Source organism: Myxococcales bacterium, from assembly GCA_016712525.1.
Taxonomy (GTDB): domain Bacteria; phylum Myxococcota_A; class Polyangia; order Polyangiales; family Polyangiaceae; genus JAAFHV01.
The window spans coordinates 284844-305402 of record JADJQX010000001.1 but is presented as its reverse complement, the minus strand read 5'-3'; the positions used below and the strand labels follow the sequence as shown (position 1 = coordinate 305402).

Annotated in this window: 15 protein-coding genes; 6 read left to right on the top strand and 9 right to left on the bottom strand. The window is 68.6% G+C overall.

Annotation, left to right across the window (positions count from 1 at the left end; translation table 11 throughout):
• Window positions 1-59: 59 nt before the first annotated feature.
• Window positions 60-1187, top strand: coding sequence for an adenosine deaminase (gene add, locus IPK71_01290; GenBank protein MBK8212357.1), 1128 nt, complete (start codon window positions 60-62; stop codon window positions 1185-1187).
• 253 nt (window positions 1188-1440) lie between these two features.
• On the opposite strand, the gene IPK71_01285 is transcribed toward add, so the two are convergent.
• On the bottom strand, window positions 1441-2085 hold the full coding sequence (locus IPK71_01285; protein ID MBK8212356.1) for a hypothetical protein: 645 nt from the start codon (window positions 2083-2085) through the stop codon (window positions 1441-1443).
• Window positions 2086-2772: 687 nt separating this feature from the next.
• On the opposite strand from IPK71_01285, the gene IPK71_01280 reads away from it, so the two are divergent.
• Both IPK71_01280 and IPK71_01275 read left to right on the top strand, forming a co-directional pair.
• Window positions 2773-3135 (top strand): DUF559 domain-containing protein, encoded by a 363-nt coding sequence (locus IPK71_01280; protein MBK8212355.1) that lies wholly within the window; start codon window positions 2773-2775, stop codon window positions 3133-3135.
• A 427-nt stretch (window positions 3136-3562) separates the two neighbouring features.
• Window positions 3563-3769, top strand: coding sequence for a hypothetical protein (locus IPK71_01275; protein MBK8212354.1), 207 nt, complete (start codon window positions 3563-3565; stop codon window positions 3767-3769).
• A 125-nt stretch (window positions 3770-3894) separates the two neighbouring features.
• On the opposite strand, the gene IPK71_01270 is transcribed toward IPK71_01275, so the two are convergent.
• The 8 genes from IPK71_01270 to IPK71_01235 all read right to left on the bottom strand — a co-directional run bounded on the left by IPK71_01270 (window position 3895) and on the right by IPK71_01235 (window position 13159).
• Window positions 3895-4254, bottom strand: coding sequence for a hypothetical protein (locus IPK71_01270; GenBank protein ID MBK8212353.1), 360 nt, complete (start codon window positions 4252-4254; stop codon window positions 3895-3897).
• A 170-nt stretch (window positions 4255-4424) separates the two neighbouring features.
• Entirely contained in the window at window positions 4425-5108 is a 684-nt protein-coding gene (locus tag IPK71_01265; protein MBK8212352.1) for a DUF1565 domain-containing protein, read from the bottom strand.
• 478 nt (window positions 5109-5586) lie between these two features.
• Window positions 5587-6801 (bottom strand): DUF1565 domain-containing protein, encoded by a 1215-nt coding sequence (locus IPK71_01260; GenBank protein MBK8212351.1) that lies wholly within the window; start codon window positions 6799-6801, stop codon window positions 5587-5589.
• A gap of 266 nt (window positions 6802-7067) precedes the next feature.
• On the bottom strand, window positions 7068-7958 hold the full coding sequence (locus tag IPK71_01255; GenBank protein ID MBK8212350.1) for a hypothetical protein: 891 nt from the start codon (window positions 7956-7958) through the stop codon (window positions 7068-7070).
• Window positions 7959-7969: 11 nt separating this feature from the next.
• Window positions 7970-8791, bottom strand: a complete 822-nt coding sequence (locus IPK71_01250; protein MBK8212349.1) for a hypothetical protein — start codon at window positions 8789-8791, stop codon at window positions 7970-7972.
• 7 nt (window positions 8792-8798) lie between these two features.
• Window positions 8799-10958, bottom strand: a complete 2160-nt coding sequence (locus IPK71_01245; protein ID MBK8212348.1) for a protein kinase — start codon at window positions 10956-10958, stop codon at window positions 8799-8801.
• A 512-nt stretch (window positions 10959-11470) separates the two neighbouring features.
• Window positions 11471-12277: a hypothetical protein gene (locus tag IPK71_01240; protein ID MBK8212347.1), complete on the bottom strand. Its 807-nt coding sequence runs from the start codon at window positions 12275-12277 to the stop codon at window positions 11471-11473.
• Window positions 12278-12367: 90 nt separating this feature from the next.
• The gene (locus tag IPK71_01235) at window positions 12368-13159 is read right to left on the bottom strand and encodes a hypothetical protein (GenBank protein MBK8212346.1); all 792 of its coding nucleotides are present in this window, start codon (window positions 13157-13159) and stop codon (window positions 12368-12370) included.
• Between the two features lie 838 nt (window positions 13160-13997).
• On the opposite strand from IPK71_01235, the gene IPK71_01230 reads away from it, so the two are divergent.
• The 3 genes from IPK71_01230 (at window position 13998) to IPK71_01220 (ending at window position 20547) form a co-directional block, all read left to right on the top strand.
• A complete protein-coding gene (locus IPK71_01230) occupies window positions 13998-17465 on the top strand; it encodes a class I SAM-dependent DNA methyltransferase (GenBank protein MBK8212345.1) in 3468 nt (1155 codons plus the stop codon).
• Window positions 17466-17816: 351 nt separating this feature from the next.
• The gene (locus IPK71_01225) at window positions 17817-18002 is read left to right on the top strand and encodes a hypothetical protein (GenBank protein ID MBK8212344.1); all 186 of its coding nucleotides are present in this window, start codon (window positions 17817-17819) and stop codon (window positions 18000-18002) included.
• Window positions 18003-18225: 223 nt separating this feature from the next.
• Entirely contained in the window at window positions 18226-20547 is a 2322-nt protein-coding gene (locus tag IPK71_01220) for a hypothetical protein (GenBank protein MBK8212343.1), read from the top strand.
• Window positions 20548-20559: the final 12 nt, after the last annotated feature.

The window sequence follows — 20559 nt, the reverse complement described above, 5'->3', positions numbered from 1 at the left end:
TCGTGTCGAGGGTCATTCGGGCGCGACGTCACGAGGCCGGAGTGTGCTAAGCGTCCGCCATGACGAAGACACTCTCGCTCGAGCTCATCGAGAAGCTCCCCAAGACGGACCTCCACGTTCACCTCGACGGCTCGCTTCGTCTCTCGACCATCCTCGAGCTCGCCGACAAAGAGAAGATCGTCCTCCCCGCGTCCGACGAGGACGGCCTCCGCAAGGCGATGAACCTCGGTCGCAACTGCGGCTCGCTCGTCGAGTACCTGAAGGCGTTCGACGTCACCCTCCGCGTGATGCAGACCGCCGACGCGCTCACCCGCATCGCCTACGAGCTCGCCGAGGACGCCGCCCGCGAGAACGTCCGCTACATGGAGGTGCGGTACGCGCCCATGCTCCACACGCAGCGCGGGCTCAAGCTCACGGCGGTGGTCGAAGCCGTGCTCGAGGGCCTGCGCGCCGCGCAAGAGCGCTTCGGCATCGAGTCGGCCGTCATCATCTGCGGCATCCGCAACGTCTCGCCCGAGAGCTCCCTCGAGATGGCCGAGCTCGCGGTGGCCTACAAGGGCCGCGGCGTCGTCGGGTTCGACCTCGCCGGCGCCGAGTACGACAACCCCGCCAAGCACCACCGCACGGCCTTCCAGCTCGTGCGCGACAACAACATCAACGTCACGATCCACGCGGGCGAGGCCTACGGCCCCGAGTCGATCGCGCAAGCCATCCACGTGTGCGGAGCGCACCGCATCGGGCACGGGTGCCGCCTCCGCGAGAACGGCGATCTCCTCCACTACGTGAACGATCACCGCATCGCGCTCGAGTGCTGCCCCTCGTCGAACGTGCAGACCGGCGCCATCCGCGATCTGCCGAGCCACCCGCTGAAGCTCTACAAAGCGCTCGGGCTCCGCGTCACGGTCAACACCGACAACCGCCTCGTGACCGACACCACGGTGAGCAAAGAGCTCTACCTCTGTCACACACACCTCGGGTTCACCCTCGAGGACCTGAAGGCCATCGTGCTCTCGGGCTTCAAGAGCGCGTTTTTGCCCTTCCACGTGAAGCAGCAGTACCTGCGCAAGGTGTCCGACGAGCTCCGCCTCTTCACGGACGACGGCATCCTCGCGCCGCCCCCCGGCTCGCCCTCCTCGCGCCACTTGATCGAAGCGGCGCCCTCGGGTCCGGCCATCGCGAAGGCGTGAGGGGGAGAGGGAGAGAGCGAGAGTGAGAGAAGGGGTGCCCCCACCCGCGGGTGCTCGGCCTAACGGCCTGCGCGCCCGCGGCCTCCCCCAAAGTCCGTTCTCGGCTTCGCTTCTCCGCGTAACGGCGCGTCCACTCGCTTGCGCGAAGCCTGCGAGCGGACAGGGGGAGGCGCAGAGCCCGCGGCGCGGCGTGGCGCCCTCGAGCGCTGCGGGCGCGTCGCGTGCGACCGGGTGAAGACACCCATGCCTCGCGTCAGGGGCGGCAGTTTTCGAGACGGATTTGCCCGAAGATGTCGCACGTGGCGCCGAGATCGCTCGTGGCTCCCGCGCAGGTGACGAGCCCCCAGTAGCGTCCGGAGGCCGCGCCGCCCTGTGGGGAGATGCCCGACACGTCGAGCTTGCAGGTCGGCGACTTCCACGTTCGCTCTTGCGCCAAGGAGAAGACGGTCGCCGACGATGAGCCTTTCAGGTCGGTCTTGCCGGTGAGCGTGAGCCGCGGCCCTCCCTCGATCGACACGGTCGCGTCGATCTCGAAGCCATCGGAGAGCGCCGCGACACGGCACGCGACGCCGACGCGCTTGCCGTCGACGCGCTCGTCGTTCGCCACGGACTTCGCGGGCACGCCTCCCGCGGGAGCCCCGAAATCCCCGACGGTCATCGGCGGGACCGTCACGCAGCCCGCGGCCGCGCCGCCATGCACCGTCACGATCGCGCGCGCGGCCGGGCCGGCGTCGACGGGTGCGTCGGGGGTCGAGGCGTCGACCGTGCTGCCGGCGCTCGCGTCTTGGGGGGTGCTCGCGTCCGAGGTGTCGGTCGCGTCCACCGCGGTCGCGCCGCCGCACGCGCCGAGCCCGACGGCGAGGATCACGAAGCGAGCGATACCCCTCGAGAGCGGCATGCGCCGAAGCTATCGACCTCGGCCGGCGCCGGCAAGGGAACATGCGGGGGGAGACGTGTAGACTACACTCATGTAAGCTTGGGGGACGGTGGCCCCCCGCCGGGTGCTCGGCCGAAAGCGAGAGCGAGAGCGAGAGAAGGGGTGCCCCCACCGCCGGGTGCTCGGCCTAGCGGCCTGCGCGCCCGACACCTCCCCCAAAATCCGTTCTCGGCTTTGCTTCTCCACGTCACGTCGCGTTCACTCGCTTGCGCAAAGCCTGCGAGCGGATAGGGGAGGTGAAGAGCCCGCGACCCTCGTGGCTCGCTCGAGGGGGCCGTGCGCGTCACGAGCTCTGCGTCTCCCCCGTGGCGAGCGGAGCTCGACACTTGGGGGAGACCGCAGGCGCGCAGGCCGGTAGGCCGAGCACCTGCGAGTGGGGGCACCTTCGCGCGGAGAGCACCTGCGAGTGGGGGCACCTTCGCGCGGAGAGCACCTGCGAGTGGGGGCACCTTGGCCTAGAGAGCACGTTCGCCATCGTTAGCCGCGAGCTCCCTCGCCCTCCGAGCCAACGAGAGCGCCGGCTGCGTGCTGTGGCGCACACGCCGCGCCAGCGGCAGCTCGGTGCGTCGCGAGGCGGATCTTCGCCGCTGTCACGGCGTCTGCGCCGGTGGGCACGAAGCCGGCGCTCTCGCCGGCCCGGAGGTCCATATGCGGTTTCTCTTTCCGTCACTTCGTCACGAGCGCAACTTCCTTACGCCCTGCGCGCAGCACTCGCGGCGTCACCCCACCGCGTCGGAGCGCATCTTGTGGGAGGCGCTGCGTGGGCGAAGGCTCGGCGTCAAATTCCGGCGCCAAGTCGTCCTCGGGGCCACCATCGTCGACTTCTTCGCCCCCGAGCCGCGGCTCGTCGTCGAGGTCGACGGCACGTCCCACGTCGGCCGCGAGTGGCGCGACCGCGAGCGAGACGCGTACCTCGCGCGGTACGGCGTGCGGGTGCTCCGCGTCAAAGCGTGGCACGTCGAGCGCGCGCTGCCCGCGGTGCTCGTGCGCATTCGCGCGGCCCTCGGGTGAGGGGAGGAAGGGCGCCCGAAGGGCGCCCTTCCTCCGTCATCCCACCTCCGCTCGCGAAACCGTGGGCGGGTTGGGTCGCTCACGGCGCTTCAGCGTCCGTCCTCGTGCTCGTTCCCGCTCCGCCCACCCCCTCCGGAATCAGTCGCGGGCCCATCGCCCGGCTGCCCTATCGGCTCCGCTCATCCCGATTTCCCGGCAGCACCGAGACGACAAGGAGCGCACTTGCGCACCGACAGTGGTCAGCTAATCTCCGCTCACACACCCCGCCCCGGTGTCGCAGTGTAGTCCTTTGGAGTGGGAAGATTCCGGCGCTCGGCTTCCACTTCTGGGTCTACTCGCTAGGAGCGTCAAACTGCCACACGAAAGTGGTCATGGCATCGCGACGGAAAACGTCGAGCGCAGCTCTCCGTTCAGAAAGGTGACATCAGTGACAAAGTTCAGGAACAACGATCGTCGAATCATTGCGGTCGCCGCGAAAGCGGCTCAACTAGACCCGGCAGGCTTTTTCATTGAAGTCGAGCCGGACGGAATCATCGTCAACCACCAAGAATCGATGAAGTGGCCCGCCGCGACACGAGCTGAGGTCGAGCGGCAGGTGAAGGAGTTTACCGGCATGAATGTTTGGGTTACCTGAACGGAGCTCCCTAAGTTAGCTCGTGGTCGGCCACCAGGATCTGCCCGTCCCCGGACAATGGGCCAGAATCTAAGTTCGCCTCGAGCGAGACCCAGGTGGGCCTCGCTCTTTCAAGACAAACTACTTCACTTCACCTCGAACACGTCGGCGTGCACGCCGTCCACGCCCTTGTTGCTCGCTCCGGCACCGCCTTCGCCACCCGCGGGGCCTGCGCCCGTCGGCCGAGTGATCTTGGTCGTGGCGTCCTTGGTCGGCTCTTTGCCACCGGCCCACGCGATGCCAGCCGCGATGCCGCCCGCGCCGCCGCCGCCGCCGCCGCCGTCGCCGCCCTTCGCGCCGTTTCCGCCTTGGCAGGCACCGCCAGAGCCGTTGCCACGGAATCCCCCAGCCTGGCCGATTTGGCCCTTGCCGCCGACTCCGCCAGGCTTCGCGACCTTGGCCACGAGCTCCGTGGCTTCGAGCGCGACCGTGCTCGAGAAGGACACCACCGCGATGCTGGAGCCGCCCGCGCCGCCCCCGAACCCGCCTTGCCCGCCGCAGCCTCCCGCTCCGCCTCCACCCCCGGCTCCCGCCGTCCCGTAGCCCCCACCTCCGCCGCCTCCGATGCTGCCGGACGCGCCGTCTTGGCCCTTGTTACCTGTGAGGCCCGTCGAGGTCAGGGTGGCGACCGGGGTTGCCCGGCGCGGTCCATTCCCGGTGTGCCGGGGGTGCCACCGAATCCGGTTCCCGTGACTGCACAATCGGCAGTCGCCGGCCCTTTGGCTCCGCCCGGTGGCCGAGGCATGCCGTCCTGCCCCTCAAGTCCGATGTCCCCGCCCTTGCCACCTTTGCTCGACCCGCCACCCGGGCAGGCCCCGGTGTCTCCCGCCGCGCCGCCGGTGTTCGCGACGGCCATCTGACCATCCGGTGCGCGTGCGGCAAGCGTGAAGCTCCCGTCTCGCGCAGCAGGCGCATCCGCGCCGTCTCCTGCCTCCACCCGCGACCGAAGCAGCTTCACGTTCGCGCTCTCCGTCACGAACACCCCGACGCTGCTCTCGCTGGGCGCCGCGGCGTTCATGCCGACGACATCGAGGTCCGCGAGGATCACCGCACCCGCCACCTTCTCGACCTTGATCCCGTAGCCAGGCTTCGACGCGAGCACCTTGGGCTTCGCTCCGGCCTTCTTGAAGTCACACGAGATGCCGCCGTAGATCTCCACTGCCGTCGTGATGTCGAGCGAACCGGAAAACTCGCCCTCGCACACCACGACTCGTCCACGCCCACTCTGAAGCGCCTTCCCGATCGTCTTCAGCGGCTTCTCTTTCGTCCCTGCGTTCCCGTCATCTCCCGAAGGCGACACGAAAACCCCAAACGAATCTACCAAGCATTTCTCGGGGTTCTTCAAGGGCTCCGTCGGCGTGTCACAGCCCGGAGGAGGCGGATCCCGATCCGTCGTCGCATCCGTCGACGTGTCGCTCGCCCCATCCGGAGCGCTCACGTCTGCCCCGCCATCGGCCACCACGGCCACCGGATCATCCCCGACACACGAGGCCATGTGCACCACGACGAGCCCGACGAGCAGGGGTGCCCCCGCTCGCCACGAAGGCGAAAGCCCGGCTCGCCTCCTGAGCGCTCCGTCCGATTCGTTCCGTCCTTTCATGCCATCGCCTCGTGTCGCTTTCGCCATCGTGTCGGTCTCCCCCAACGTCCGTTCTCGGCTTCGCTTTCCCTCGTAGCGTCACGCACACCCACGTGCGCGAAGCCTCCGAGCGGACAGGGGGAGACGCAGAGCCCGTGGTGCGGCGAGGCGCGCTCGGCAACCCTCGCCGCTCCCCGCGTCACGGGACCTCGAGCTCGTTCTGCGCGAGTCCCATAGGGCCGTCGTTCACTCCCGGCGCGCCGCCGAGGCCGGCGGTGCCTGGGGTACCGAAGGTGAGGGTGGCGTCACCTCCGGGCTTCGTGCCCTTGTAGACGATAGGCACGGAGATGCCGCCCGCGCCGCCAGACCCTGCGCCGCCCTTGCCACCTTGGCCACCGCTTCCGGCTTGGCACCCGTTGGCACCTGCGCCGCCTCCATTTCCACCGAGGCCGCCTCCTCCGCCTCCTCCGCCTCCTCCGCCTCCTCCGCCTCCTCCTGAGCGGAGCGTCGAGGCCTGCATGGAGACCTTTGCGCCAATTGAAAGCAGAGCGATGCTTCCTCCACCCCCGAGACCTCCCTTACCTCCGGATCCGCCACAGCCCCCAGTGCCACCGCCGCCACCGCCACCGGAGATGCCGGCCCCTCCGCCCCCGCCCTGACCGGGCCCGCCCGCGACCCCATCTTGGCCCCGAGCCGGTTGCCACGTCGTCGCGATGGTCCCTTGTGTCGTCACTTTGGGGGCAGGTGTCGCGTTCGGCGCATCGGCTCCGTTCTTTCCGAAGCCCGCGAATCCATTTGCGGCGCAATTCACCCCTGACGTCCCCCCAGCCCCCGTAGCGCCGGCCGGGTTTTCCGGCAGATTCGGTCCGCCCGGTCCACCGTTTGCTCCAGCCGCTCCGCCCGCTCCGCCCGACGTGTTCGCTGAGCACAATTTCGACTTTCCAACCCCCGGCGTGGCACCCATGGCATCGTTTCCGACGTCTCCCATGGCCCCCACCGTCCCCTCGTCGCCCTTCTTGCCGTCGAAGCCAGTCTTCGCTGAAAGACCGACGTTGACGAGGGTGACGGCCTGAGCCTGCGACACGAGCATCGCGATGCTATTCACGCTCGGCTCTGTGCCGTCGATGGCCTCGACGTCCACGCTTTGGAAGCGCACGGTGTTTGCGGGGGACGAGATCGACACCGCGTACTCCGGCTTGGTCGCGACGAGCTTCGCCTTACCGCCGGCCTTCGCGAAGTCACACGTCACCCCCGAGTAGATCTCGACGTCCGCCTTGATCTCGACCGACTCCGTGTACGTCCCCTCGCACACGACCACCCGCCCACGGCCGCTCGAGAGTGCCTTCCCGACCGTCTTGAAGGGCTTCTGCTTGGTGCCGTCGTTCGTGTCGGCTCCGGCTGCCGACACAAACACCCCAAACGAATCTACCAAGCATTTCTCGGGGTTCTTCAAGGGCTCCGTCGGCGTGTCACAGCCCGGAGGCGGCGGATCCCGGTCCGTCGTCGCATCCGTCGACGTGTCGCTCGTCCCATCGGGAGCGCTCACGTCTGCCCCGCCATCGTCGGCTCCGCACGTCGCGAATTCGCACGGGTCCAGCCCCACTTGCGGACATCCCGCGACAATCAACCCCATCCCCACAAGGCCCACGATCGTCAAGGCTCGCTTCATTGTCGGCTCCTTCAAAACGTCCCCACGACCATCGCTCCGCCCAGGCTCGGCACGACACTCACCCTCTTCGGCCGCTCTTTCCACGGCTGAATCACCAGCGCCGAGACCACCGCGCCCGCGAGGAACGCGCCGCCTACGGCGTAGCCCACGATCGCGCCCGTCCCCGTGCCGTTCGCCCGATTCGTCGCGTCGAGCACGTCCGCGCACTCCCGTGACGTCGGCGTCGCACATCGCAACCCTGCGCCCGCCGTCTCTGCGTCGCTCTTCGCCGACGAGGACATCACTCCGAGCACCACGCCCACTCCGACGCCAACCACCCCGATTCCGCCCAGCGTCGCGGGCAATAGCCAATCGCCTCGCTCCGTCTCGGGCGGCGGCGTCACAGGCCCTTGCCCCTTCGTGCCCTCCGTCACGTCCACCGACGTCACCTGCCCGTTCCGGACCGTGATCGTCACCACCTTGCCAGCACACGACACCTCGTGGCTCCCGGGCATCAAATCCACCACCTCCCGGATCGGCGCGTTCCCATGGCTCCGTCCATCGATCTTCACCTCTTGCCCCGGTGGCGCCTTCACCTCCGCTCGGCCCGTCTCGGCTTCGAGCACGGGCAGCATCTCGCGCTCCACCTTCGCCTTCTTCGCCACGTCCGCTCCGGGGTGCTTCAGCCACTCCCGCAGGTAGCCGAGCGCGCGGTCGGGGTGCTTCGCGTCGGCCTCCAGGATCGCCAGGTTGATCAGCGTCGACGCGCTCCGGTGCAGCGCGAGCGACTGGAGGAACTTCTCGCGCGCCCCGTCGACGTTGCCCGCCCTCTGGAGAGCCACGCCCTCCTTGAAACGCGCATCCGCGTCCGACACGGCGTCGGCCTTCGCCACCGCCGGGAACACTACGAGCGCCGCGATCACGCACCACCTTTTCACTTTTGCTTCTCCTCTTCGATGAACTGACCAAACCGCGACGACGCGGAGGCGGCTGGCGCCGCTGGCTTGCTCGGGGGTACCGTCCCGGCCGTCGGGGGCTCGGGTGCGGTCGGGACGTGCGCCGCCACGCTCGGGGCCGCCACCGGATGTGCCGCGCTCTTCACAGAACTTGAGACAGCCGCGCTCGGGGCCATGGGCGACGCGCTCGGTGCCGCCATCACCGCGCTCGGCGGGGTCGACGGCGCCACGATCGGCGCGGAAGATCCCGTGGCTGCCGACACGACCGTGGCGCTCGCGCTCGCCGTCGTCGCCGTCGCTCCCGCGTCGGCTTGGGTCTCGCCCTTCTGCGTGAGCCGCACCACCGCGATGAGGCCAAGCCCGGTTACCAGCGCCGCGAGCAGGAACACCCACGCGCGCCTCCGAGGTTCTTGAGCCACCACCGGGTCGCGCGACACCGGCACCGTCTCGGCCTCTCGGCTCGCTCGCAGCGGCTCTCGCGGAGGTACCGTGAACGGCTTCGGCTCCGGCAAGATCCCAAGGTCCTCCGCGGACCTTTGTGCCCCTTGCGCCGCGGCCTCCGCGGGGGAGCCGGGCGCTGTTCGGAACGGAATCCCCAGCTCCGCGTTGCGAACCGGTGCGTCCGATACGTCCTTGAAGAGCGCGGGATCGTGCACGGGCCCCCCATCGGGGGCGCGCTTCTTCGCGCGGTCGTACTCGACCACGCCCTTCGCGATCTCACGCGCCACGTCCGTGTAGCTTCCACGCGCCGCGCGGAGCTTCTCGAGGACCGGATCTTTGGGCTCGTCGTCTTGGCTCATGGCATCCTCAGTCGATCTTGTGGGTGATGTCGGACGCGCGCTGCGGATCGACGGCTGGAGCCGTAGGGGTGGGCTTCGGGCTTGGCGGGCTCGGTCGGGAGGGCTCGGCGGCGTGCGCGGGGCTCGCGGTCGGCTTCGAAGTATGCGACGCCCCCGTCGGCAGCGCGCCTTTCCCCGAAGCGCTCGCGGTCGGCAGCGGGGCGTGGGCCCGCGACGAGCTCGACGCCACGGGCTCTCCGTGCGCGCCCGTAGCGGGCTGCGCGGGCGAGGCGAAGACAGGCACGGTCGACGGCAGTGGTACGAGCTCCGGCGCCACGGGTGCGCCCGAGCTCACCACCACGACCGCCGGCTCTACCGTCTGCGCGCTCGCCGAAGACGAGGTCCGGAAGAGTGGCCCACCCCACCCCATCCGCGCCATGACGAAAAAGAAGGCGGGGAGCAGGACCACGAACGGCAAGGTGCCATACACGTACCCGCGCAGCCGTGGAGACGTGACCCACACCTCGCGGAGCCGAGCTTGGAGTGGCACCCGCACCGGCGATGGGGTGCTCGGCGTGCTCACGCTCCCGGCGAACGTCGACACACGACGCGGGTTGGCGAAGCTCCGGTCCGGCCGAGGGAGCGCCGCGATGCGCACGCGCTCCTCCATGCCCATCTCGGGCTCCGCCGAAGAGATCGGAAGCCCTGCCGCCGACTTCTGCGTGCTCTTTCCCAAGAAGAACTCGCGGTCGGCCGACGTCTCCGCGATCACCGCCGGCTCGGGCTCGCCCGTGCCCTCGGGCCGCCCCTCGGTCCCGAGGCCCGAAGGCTCCGTGTCGACGCCGAGCAGCCCCTGCTCCAGCTTGGCCCACGCCTCGGGGCCCGGGGTCGGCTCGCCCAGCGGGAGTGCGGGCCCGCGGAACGGGAGATCGTCCATCGCCTTCTTGTAGTCGAGCTCCCGGAGCTGCTCCTCTTCGGCCGCCGTCGCAAGCACGTCCGCCGCCGTGCGCATCGGAGCCGGCGTCCGCGCTTCGCCGAGCCCCGGTACGGTCCCGCCGCGTCGTGTGCGTTCCTTGCGCTCCTCGACGGCCGAGTCGAGCAGACGCTCGATCGACAGCTCCTCGCCCGCAGGAGCCTCCGTGCCTTCTTGGCCGTAGTGCTCACGAACCCGGTGCGCCATCACGTCGGGCGCCTCAGGCGTGGTCGCCGCCCCGCGGGCCCGCGGCTTCACCTTGCCCTGCGCGAGGAGCGCCTTGCGCAGGTCCCACGCCTCGACCTTCTGTTGGACGATCGCGAGCTCCGAGAGCACGTGCTCCATCGACGCGGGCCGGTCGCGAAAGTCCGGCAGGATCATCCGGAAGACGAGGTCGTCGAGCTCGGGGCACAGGTACGAGCCCGGCGACACCTCGGGCAGGACGTTTCGCAGCCGCTTAATGCGCGACACGTCGAGCTTGGCCCGCATCAGCTCCTGCCGGTTGCTCGTGAAGGGCGCGTGAGGGTGCGTGCCCGTGAGCATCATGAAGAGGGTGACTCCCACCGCGTACACGTCCGACTGCGGGTAGAACCTGCCCTCGAACTGCTCCGGCGCGGCGAGGCCTGGTGTGCCCGCGAAGTCGCCCCCCTCGGACCTCAGGGTGGTCGCGAAGCGCGCGATGCCGAGGTCGAGCACCACGGCGCGTGTCACCCATCCGCGGGTGAGCGGATCGTAGAGCCGCGTGAGGAAGACGTTCCCCGGCTTGATGTCGCAGTGCACGATGCCGAGAGCGTGGGCGCTCGCGAGCCCCGTACACATGTGGATGCCATACAGCACCGACTCGAGCACGCTGAGGCGCCCGAGCGCGCGCAGCACCGCGTAGAGGCTCTGGCCTTGGAGCCTGAACATCTCCACGTAGAGCCGCGAGCGAGCCTCGCGCGTCAGCCCGACCGAACGGACCTTCACCACGTGGTCGCTCTCGATCTTCGCCGTCCGCCGCGCCTCGACGAGCATGCCCTTCTCGAGGTCCGAGCGCCCGAAGAGCTCGGCGTTCAAGAGCTTCACCGCGCTGTCGCACTCGAGCTTCGCGTTCACGCAGTCGTACACGGTGCCGAACCCGCCGCGGCCCAGCACGCCCTTCACGTGGAGCGACGTGCCCGGGATCACCTCGCCCCGAAGGAGCTCCCTCGGCTTCGCGTGCGGCGCCGCCGTCACCGCGCACCTCGACGCGCCGTGAGCCCTGTCGCGCCCCGCCCACCCTCTGCCCCGACCGTGCCGGCCCTTGCCCCAACCATCACGGGGTACGGGATAGCAAATTCGCGCCGGGGCTGACAGGTTACGGCAACTCTTCGAGCCCGAAGGGCACGTTTCTTACGGTCGCCCTGCTTCCGGCCCGCGGCGCACGACGGCACGGCCCTGGCCCTCGCCTTGGCCATCGTCGTGCTCTCGTGCTGGTCGAGCCTGCCGTTCACGGGGGCTGTCTCGGTCGGTCCCGGGAAGACGTTGCGGGTTTTCTTTCGTCGCCTGTCGATTTCTGGGGACCTCCCGAGCGCCTCCCGCCGCCGCACGAGCTCTTGACCTCCCCCTCGCCGCTCGCAGGCTTCGCGCACGTGGGTGACGTTCGTGTCACGGAGAAGCGAAGCCGAGAACGGCGTTTGGGGGAGGTGTCGGGCGCGCAGGCCGGTAGGCCGAGCACCCGGCGGTGGGGGCACCCCTTCTCTCTCTCGTCACCCGCCCGACGGCGAGCCACCCCTCCAGTCCGTCACGGCGATCCTCGTGCTCCCGACCGGGATCACTTGGTTCTCGCTCCCAAAGAGCAAGCCCACGTGAGCCGGCGGGCTCTCCGCGAGCCCGAGGCGCGCGAAGAAGTGCGACGACCGCAGCAACGCGCTCCCGGTGAAGTGCCGGCGAAGCTCCTCGTCCGCGATGCCTGCGCAGCTCGCCACGAGTGGACCCGCGATTCTGTACCACTCGCTCGCCATCGACAGGCTCAGGCCCACCCGCTGAAGCTCGCCCGGTAGAGGGTCGTAGTTGCCGGTTGGCGTGAGCTTCGCTTTTCCTCCGCGCCGCGTGTCGCTCGACGTGAGGCATCGCCTCTCGAGCCGCGCCACGCTCTCGGCGAAGTCGTCGCTCGTGAAACCCTCGGCGTCGAGCCCGAGCGCGCCGAAGAGCCTCGCGACCGTGCGGCGCTCTTCGCGAAGGTCGAGCGACGTGTCCTTGGGCACTCGCACGGAAGGCGCCCGGCCCCGGGTCAGGCCGAGCAGGCGGCCGGCCGCGGTTCGTTCGTCCACGAACACGATGCGGTCCACGGCGCCGGTGCGATCGCGTGCATCGAGCGCGTCGCCGCCCACCAGCACACGAGGACCGCCCGCGTCCTCACGCCCCGCGTTCACCCCCGAGACCCAGGCGACCACGCGCCCAAGGGAGCGGAGCGGCGGCCGCTCGCCGACGTACACCGCGACACCCGGGCCGATGAGCAGGGTTCCGTCGCTTCGTTGGCCGCTCGTGAAGAGCTCTGCATCACCGGTCCCCATGGCGAAGTGCATAGCAAACGCTGCGGCGCGCCGCGCTCGTGGAATCCGTGGGGTCCCCGAGCGCAGCGCGCCGAGCAGTTTGGATCGTCGTCAGCCCTCGCCGTCTCCGGTGGGCTCGCCGCCCTCGCCGCTCTCGTCGCCCCCTTCTTCGCCACCCCCTCCGCCGCCGCGGTTCTTGCCGCGCTCCTCGGACTTCGTCAGCGTCGCGAGGATCATCGTCACGTCCTCTGGGGAGAGCTTCGCCATGGGGATGGCGCGGCGGAACACGTCGACCGCGCGGATCCACGCGTTGCGCGCTTGGATGCCATCGGACTTCGTCGTGCCGTCGGCTTTGACCTCCATGAGCCGCGTACGCTCCTTGTCGGACTCGCCGAGCGCGCGCGCCACCTTCTTCCAGCGACCCACGATCTCGGGGAGGGAGCCCTCGGGCGTGGTGATGCTGGCCATCGTCTTCTTGTGGGCATCGCTGAGGCGCTCGTCGACCATGGCCGCGTTGCCGGCCTCGGCCGAGTAGGAGAGCTGCGTCGTCGACGCGCCGTCGGGGAAGAGCGCGAGCGACGTCGCCCGGTACGCGTCGCGCCGCTTGTCGCTCTTGGCGAGGAGCGCGAGCGCCTCCAAGAGGAGGATGCTGCCGCGCACGTGGCGATCGTGATCCCGGTCGAGATCGGTGTTCGCCTGCGTAAGCTCTTTGATGCGCGCAGCGTGCGGATTCTCCGCGACGACCTGCGACGCGAGCAGCCCTTCGTGGGCCTCACGCACGAACATGAGCAGCGGGACGAGCCCCTTCGCCCGCGAGATCACCTTGCCCTCGGGCGAGCCGGCGTCGAGCCAAGCGCCCGAGACGTCGACCATCTCGGGGGTCGTCAAATCGATCAATGCCATCGCACGGTCCTTTCTTCACAGGCGGACCGCCACGCTGACGCTCCCCCCAGGCGAAGACGCTATGATCTAAGTCAGGGGCGACGCAAGGCGATCCCGCGCTCGTCCGACGAGCACGAGGACGAGAGGTTGCCGGAACGAAACGGTCCTCGCGAGGACGCGATCCGTCGCCTGGCACTCGAGGCGCCGCCGCGGAGGCCACACCCCATATTTCGGCCAAAACAGCCGGTCCGGACCGGCTTCGGCGCCCGTTGACGGGCTCAAGAGGCGGTCCGGACCGGCTTCCGGGCCCGTTGACGGGCTCAAGAGGCGGTCCGGACCGGCTTTCGGGCCCGTTGACGGGCCGAAGAGGCGGTCGCGACCGGCTTTCGGGCCCGTTGACGGGCTCAAGAGGCGGTCGCGACCGGCTTCGGCGCCCGTTGGTGGGCCGAAGAGGCGGTCCGGACCGGCTTCGGCGCCCATGTACGAGGTTCGAGGACGGTGGCGTGTGCCCGGTTCAGCCGGTGGACCATGCCGCCGGTCATAGTGGGGAACCGGGCGCCTGGGTTCGTCCCCTCCGACGGCAACCATCGCCTGGCCGCGGCGCTCGCGCCGGGCCACACGCACGTGCCGGCGATCCTCGATCGGAGGCGAGGGTGACGGCGCGAACCGCCTGGAACAGCTGGCGCCCATGCCGTCAGGTCGTCGGGGTACCAGGCCCCTACCTGAGGCATGGGGTGAATGTACGTCGCTCTCGGTCGACGCGCCACGTGGGCCGGCGTGCCCCGGCTGTCAAGAGCGACGCCTTCGCCCCTATCCACCTTTCGGAGCCCCCCATTCCCCCGTACCCTCGCGGGCCTCCATGGATTACGCGGCCTTCATCGCCCGGTACGCCGACTCGGTCGGCGAGCGCGCCAACAAAGACAGCTACCTCAAGGACCTTTGCACCGTCCTCGGGCTGCCTCACCCCGAGCCCTCCACGGGCGACGCCGAGCGCGACACGTACGTCTTCGAGAAGGACGCGAAGCTCGGGCGCGAGGGCGCCTCGGCGACGACCAAGAAGATCGACCTTTACAAGGCCGGCTGCTTCATCCTCGAGGCCAAACAAGGCTCGAACGATGGTGCGAAGAAGCTCGGCACCGCGCGCCGCGGAACGCCCGCGTGGAACATCGCCATGAACGACGCGTACGGCCAGGCGCTCGGCTACGCGCGCGCCTTCGCGAAGGCCGTGCCCTTCCTCATCGTCTCCGACCTCGGGCACTGCTTCGACATCTACGCCGCGTTCGACGGCTCGTGGGACTACCGCCCCTTCCCGAACCCGCAGGCCTCGCGCATCTACGTCTCGGACCTGGAGAAACATGCGCCCCTCTTGCGCACCATTTGGACGGACCCGCTCTCGCTCGACCCGGCGAAGCAGTCGGCCAAGGTCACGCGCGAGGTGGCCGAGTACCTCGCGAATCTTGCGAAGCTGCTCGAGTCCCAGGGCCACGCGCAAGAGTCTGTCGCGAAGTTCCTGATGCGGTGCCTCTTCACCATGTTCGCGGAGGACGTAGGCCTCTTGCCGAAGGAGGCCTTTACCAAGGCCCTCCGGGACTACTGGGAGCCGAACCCCGCGAGCTTCACGATGGGGGTCGAGGTGCTCTGGCGCACCATGAACGACGGCGGCGGTCTCTTCACCGGCGAGAAGATCCTCCGGTTCAACGGCGGCCTCTTCCGCGCGCCCTCGGCGCTCCCCCTCGATCGCCACGCCCTGATGCTGCTGCGCCAGGCCGCCGAGTGCAACTGGACCGACGTGGAGCCCGCCATCTTCGGAACGCTCCTCGAGCGCGCCCTCGACCCCAAGGAGCGGCACCGCCTCGGCGCGCACTACACACCTCGCGCCTACGTCGAGCGCCTCGTGAAGCCCACCGTCGAAGAGCCCCTCCGCGCCGACTGGGACGTGGTGCGCGCCCACGTCCGCGAGCTCGTCAAAGAGTCCGAAGAGAAGCCCAAGGTGAAGGAGGCGCGCCTCAAAGAAGCCCGCGCCCAGGTGCTCGCGTTCCAGGAGAAGCTCTGCAAAACGCGGGTGCTCGACCCGGCGTGCGGCTCGGGCAACTTTCTCTACGTCACGCTCGACTTGTTCAAGCGGCTCGAGGCCGAGGTGCTCGAGCTCCGCGCCTCGCTCGGCGAGTCCCAAGAGCTGCTCATGGGCCTCCAGGGCCTGCGCGTCACGCCGGGGCAGTTCTTGGGCATCGAGGTGAAGCCGTGGGCGAAGGAGATCGCCGAGCTTGTCTTGTGGATCGGCTACCTGCAGTGGCACTTTCGGCAGTACGGCAAAAGCAAGCCCGTGCCCGAGCCGGTGCTCCAAGACTACGGCAACATCGAGTGCCGCGACGCCGTGCTCGACTGGGACGGCGCCCCCCACGCAGAGATCGTGCGCGACGCCGCCGGCAAGCCGATCACCCGGTGGGACGGCGAGACCATGAAGGTGAGCCCCGTCACCGGCAAAGAGGTCCCCGACGAGAGCGCCACCGTGCCGGTCTACGCGTATCCGAACCCCCGCAAGGCGACCTGGCCGGAGGCCGACTTCATCGTGGGCAACCCGCCGTTTATCGGAAACAAGCGGATGCGAGCGGTGCTTGGAGAGGGCTACGTCGAGGCGCTCCGAAGTGTCTGGAACGACGTCTCCGATAGCGTCGACTTCGTGATGTACTGGTGGCACGCGGGCGCCAAGCTCATCGCTTCGGGAGGTACCCGACGCGCTGGCCTCATTACGACCAACAGCATCACCCAGGTGTTCAACCGCTCCGTAGTGGAGGATGCGCTCCGCGCGTCGAGCCTCGCGTTCGCAGTTCCCGACCATCCATGGGTCGACCATGCAGACGGGGCCCAGGTTCGCATCGCCATGACCGTTCTCGAACCCGGAATATCAACTGCCGGCAAATACATGACGGTCGTCGACGAGAAGCCAAGCCCTTCGGGCGGCGGTGATGCGCCCTCTCTCGAGTTTTCGATCCGCCATGGGCAGATACACGCCGACATCGCCACCGGTGCCGACGCGGGAGCCGCAGCGAGGCTCTGCTCGAACGATGGGCTGTCGTTCATGGGAGTAACGCTATCCGGCCAAGGCTTCGTCATCGAACCCGACGAGATCGGTGCGGTTTCGGTGCCAGAACGCACGTTTCTGCGCCCGTACCTGGTCGGCAACGAGCTCAATCGACGGAGCAAGGGACGACTTGTGGTTGATCTCTTCGGACTCTCGGAGGCCGAGGCGCGATCACGATGCCCGGGTTTGTACCAGCGACTCGTCTCGCTCGTGAAGCCCGAACGCGACCTCCAGAAACGGGAAGCCTATCGCAAGAACTGGTGGCTCTTCGCAGAGGGGCGTGGGGGCATGAGGAAGGCCATCCAGGGCCTCCGTTGGTATGTCGCCATTTGTCGAACCGCGAAGTTCTTCGTCTTCCATGCGGTCGAAGCGAACGTCCTTGCCGAGAGTAAGGTCGTTGCCATTGCCCTCGAGAGCTGGTCAGCCCTAGGCATCCTATCCTCGCGCGTCCACGATTCGTGGGCTCGGCGAGTCGGAAGCCACCACGGCGTCGGCAACGATCTCACCTACAACAACTCCAAGTGCTTCGCGACTTTTCCATTCCCTCACGGCCAGTCGCAGGCGAGCGAAGCCAAGCTTGCCTCCCTCGCCGAAAGCCTCGACGCCCACCGCAAGCGCCAGCAGGCTCTGCACCCGGAGCTCACGATCACCGGCATGTACAACGTCCTCGAGAAGCTCCGCTCCGGCGAGGCGCTCACCGCGAAGGACAAGGTCATCCACGAGCAGGGGCTCGTGTCGGTCCTCAAGACGATCCACGACGACCTCGACGCGGCCGTGTTCGAGGCGTATGGCTGGCCCACGACGCTGACCGACGACGAGATCCTCGAGCGCTTGGTGGCCCTCAACAAGGAGCGCGCCGAAGAAGAGGCCCGCGGGCTCGTGCGCTGGCTCCGGCCCGACTTTCAGGCCCCCAAGGGGACCGCGAGCGTCGCCAAACAAGAGACCCTCCCCGGCGCCGAGCCCGAGCCCGCCGAAGACGACGAGGCCCCCCCTCCGGCCCGCGCCTCGAAGCCACCGACGGCCACCCCGTGGCCCAAGAAGCTCCCCGAGCAGATCGCGGCCGTGCGCGACTTCGTGCTTCACACGAGCGCCGAGCACTCCGCGGACGACGTGGCGCGCGCCTTCAAGGGCGCCAAGGCGGAGACCGTGGCCGACCTGCTCGAGAGCCTCGTCGCGCTGGGGGTGTTGGTGACGTATGAGCTGCCCGAAGGCCAGCGGTGGCGCGCAGCGAGGTTCGTAGGGTAGGAGCCCCAACGTCAGATGCGGGCGTGTGCTCGATGGGGTAGGCGCCCTTCCCGGCCGCCCCCTACCCCGGCAATGCCCCGGGCACCCCCTTGCGCATGGCCCCTCGGCGCTTACCTGTCTGTCTCCATGAATCAAACCCATCCCCCCGTCTGCCAAGCCATCAACCTTCGTTCGCTTCTGGCGAACGTCGCCGAAACACCCCTCGCGCGGGGCTGCCACAGCGCCCGGCTCTATACCCTCCCACCCCCTGGATTCACCGCCGAAATCGGGCCCTGCGGAGAGGTCAACCAGGTTCCGCACACATTCGTCGTGGTGAGTCCAGTAGCCGGCCGGTGGTCTTTCGACGCGTCTATGGTCTGCGAGTTCGGTTCCGACCCGAGGGCCGCGCTGGAGGACGAGCTCGAAGGCATCAGCCGCAGGGGCAAGTCCGTGGACTACGAGGTCGACGCCATCCTCGGCACCGCGCCCTCGGGGCCCGAGAGCATGATCGTTCGGGCTCGCTTCCTCGTTCGGCCTGCGGCAACGGCCGAGGACTGACAGTGACGGACCGGGGGCGTCGCCGGGCGAGGCCCGGGAGCCCACCGCCGATGCTCCCGTCTACTTCAAGGCCGCCGACCAATGGTACGCGCGCACCATGCCTGGCGGTTCGCGCGGTTGGCATGCCTCGCTCGCGACCTCCACGGGCGTCACCTTCTTCGGTGGCGAGCGCAACGACGGCGCATACTCCGTGCTTTCGTCCGTGGTGCGGTACAATTCCGGGGTGGATACCTTCTCCACCCTCACGTCCCTTCCCGTCGCCCGCACCAAGGCGGGGGCGGCGCTGCTCGCAAGTGGCACCGCCGTCATCGCCGGCGGCGAGACGACGAGCGGCGCTGCGACGAGCCGTACCGACTACGCGCCCCTGCCTGCGACGAGCCCGTGGACCCAAGGGCCAAACCTCCTCGGGGAGGCGATTCGTCCGGCGGCGACCGCGACCATGCACGAGGGGATGGTAACGACGGGCGGCTACGCGAGCACGACCGTCCTCAACGACGCACGCCTCTTCGAGTCTGCGACGAGCGGCCGACCGGTGGGCAAGTTGCACACTGCCCGCTATGCGCACACGGCCACGGCCGACGCGAACGGGCTCGTCCTCGTCGCCGGGGGGGTCGCCCCGGACGGCTCGGCGACGAACGAAGCCGAGTGGATCTCCGATACGGTCTGCAATCAAGGCGCAAGTGAGCCGCCTCTCTCTCCCTCCTGGGGCGCCCTCACACCTGGCCTCTTCGCCTCCGGCTCGACTCGGATCGCCAAGATCACCAACACGACCGGTCAAACGTTGTCAGGCACCCTCGCCATCCGCGCGCAGGGGCTCGACGGACGCGAGGTCACGCGCACCATCTGGACGGGGTCGGTCGCACCCGCGGCGAGCACGGAGGTCGTCGTCGCCTACTCGACGCTGCCCATCCAACCCACGAATGCCAAAGCGACGGCCGAGATCGTCGCCGAAGTCACAGGCGCTCCAGCAGGCCACGAGCACCTCGTCGGCGTGAGCGCGCACTCGCCGAAGCTCGCCTACACCTTCGACCCGACGTACGCCTCCGTGGACGTCGCGGGGGCGAACTGGGAGAGCCCGACGGTCCTCGAAGGCGTCACCTCCCAGGCCGACATCGCGGCGCGCATGGGCCCCCTCGCCGTCGCCCTCCGCAGCGTCGCCGGCAAAATCTGGGACGGCACGCAGATGGTCGATATCGCGACGCTCGCCCCGAACCTCGTCGATTCGGTCGCCGTGCAATACGCGACCGAGGTGTTCTCCAACGTCGACAAGTCGCTCTTCGACATCTTCCCCGCCCCCTCCTCGCCCAACACCGACCAGCTCTCGGGCATCAAGGTGTGCGCGCGGCTGCGGGCCTACTACCTCGACGACGGCAAGGGCGAGGCCGTCGTCTTCGCTGGACGGGCTCCGACCGCCTTCGCCCGCACCGAGCTCTACGAGGTCCTCTCCGACGGGACGTCGTCGTTGCTCTGGGCCGGAAGCGCGGACGAAAACGGCTGCGCCCCGCGCCTCTCCACCGTCGTCGTCGGGCATGGCTACCTGCTGAAGACAGAGAGCCGCATGCGCTACACGTCAAGGAGCGTCGATGTCGACGTCCGTGACCCCATCACCCCTGGCACTGGCGGCAGGGACGCTGTGCATACCGCGCTCGCGACGTCGTTCTCCATCGTCGGCTCCCCAGTGGGGACGTCCGCCATCACGATGACGTTCGTGTCCGACAACAACCTGCAGGCCTCGGCGGCCATCGGTCAGGCGCTCAAGGCCGTCGGTCCCAGCCTCAAGGCCAACCAAACGATGCCCGTGGTCCTCGACCTCTGCCAAGGCTATCCGCAGACACCTGACAAGAGGGTAGGCACTGCGTGCCATTTCGGTGGCACCTTGTGGCTCGGGCCGAACCAGCCCGAACGCGACAGCCATAATGTTCAATGGAAGTTCATCATCGTCCATGAGTTCGGGCACTCTCTCATGGATAGGTACGGCGCTTCTCCGTCGATCCACGTCGACAACGCTTGGGTAACCTACAAGGCGCCGGTCGATGAGGACACCGAGCCGTATTGTTCGTGCAAGCACGTCGCTGTCTCCAGCGAGGACTCTCACTGCATCCAATCGAAGGAATACCACGCGGGCGCAGCCACGGAAGCGCTCGCGCACGTCGTCACGGCCAACACCTGGAATCCGAGCGCCGGAAACTGCAACTTCGTCTACTACAAGGAACAGGCTCTCCCCGACACGGGCGCGACGATCTCACCTCCGGTTCCGGTCTCCTGCAGCCAGCAGGTGAAGTACCTCGAGACGCGATGTTTGGAGGTTGGGCGCGGCATCGAGTGGGACTGGATGAACTGGATGCGAGCCGCCACCACCGGCCCCAATGCGATCACCGTAGCCGAGCTTGCCACCGTGATGGCGCGCTCGTGCGGCGGTAACTGCTTGCGAAAGAATCCGACTCCGGACGATATTGTCAATGCGAGCAAGGTCGAGTTCGGCGTGCTTACGCCGAAACAACTGAAGGTCGAAAACGCTATCATCGACTATGGGGCGCAACACTGATGCGGTCCTCCA

What these genes read in the sequence shown, in the direction of transcription:
- add (MBK8212357.1), top strand. Translation starts at nt 60, where the DNA reads ATGACGAAGACACTCTCGCTCGAGCTCATCGAGAAGCTCCCCAAGACG.
- IPK71_01285 (MBK8212356.1), bottom strand. Translation starts at nt 2,085, where the DNA reads ATGCCGCTCTCGAGGGGTATCGCTCGCTTCGTGATCCTCGCCGTCGGG.
- IPK71_01280 (MBK8212355.1), top strand. Translation starts at nt 2,773, where the DNA reads ATGCGGTTTCTCTTTCCGTCACTTCGTCACGAGCGCAACTTCCTTACG.
- IPK71_01250 (MBK8212349.1), bottom strand. Translation starts at nt 8,791, where the DNA reads ATGAGCCAAGACGACGAGCCCAAAGATCCGGTCCTCGAGAAGCTCCGC.
- IPK71_01240 (MBK8212347.1), bottom strand. Translation starts at nt 12,277, where the DNA reads ATGGGGACCGGTGATGCAGAGCTCTTCACGAGCGGCCAACGAAGCGAC.
- IPK71_01235 (MBK8212346.1), bottom strand. Translation starts at nt 13,159, where the DNA reads ATGGCATTGATCGATTTGACGACCCCCGAGATGGTCGACGTCTCGGGC.
- IPK71_01230 (MBK8212345.1), top strand. Translation starts at nt 13,998, where the DNA reads ATGGATTACGCGGCCTTCATCGCCCGGTACGCCGACTCGGTCGGCGAG.
- IPK71_01225 (MBK8212344.1), top strand. Translation starts at nt 17,817, where the DNA reads ATGGTCTGCGAGTTCGGTTCCGACCCGAGGGCCGCGCTGGAGGACGAG.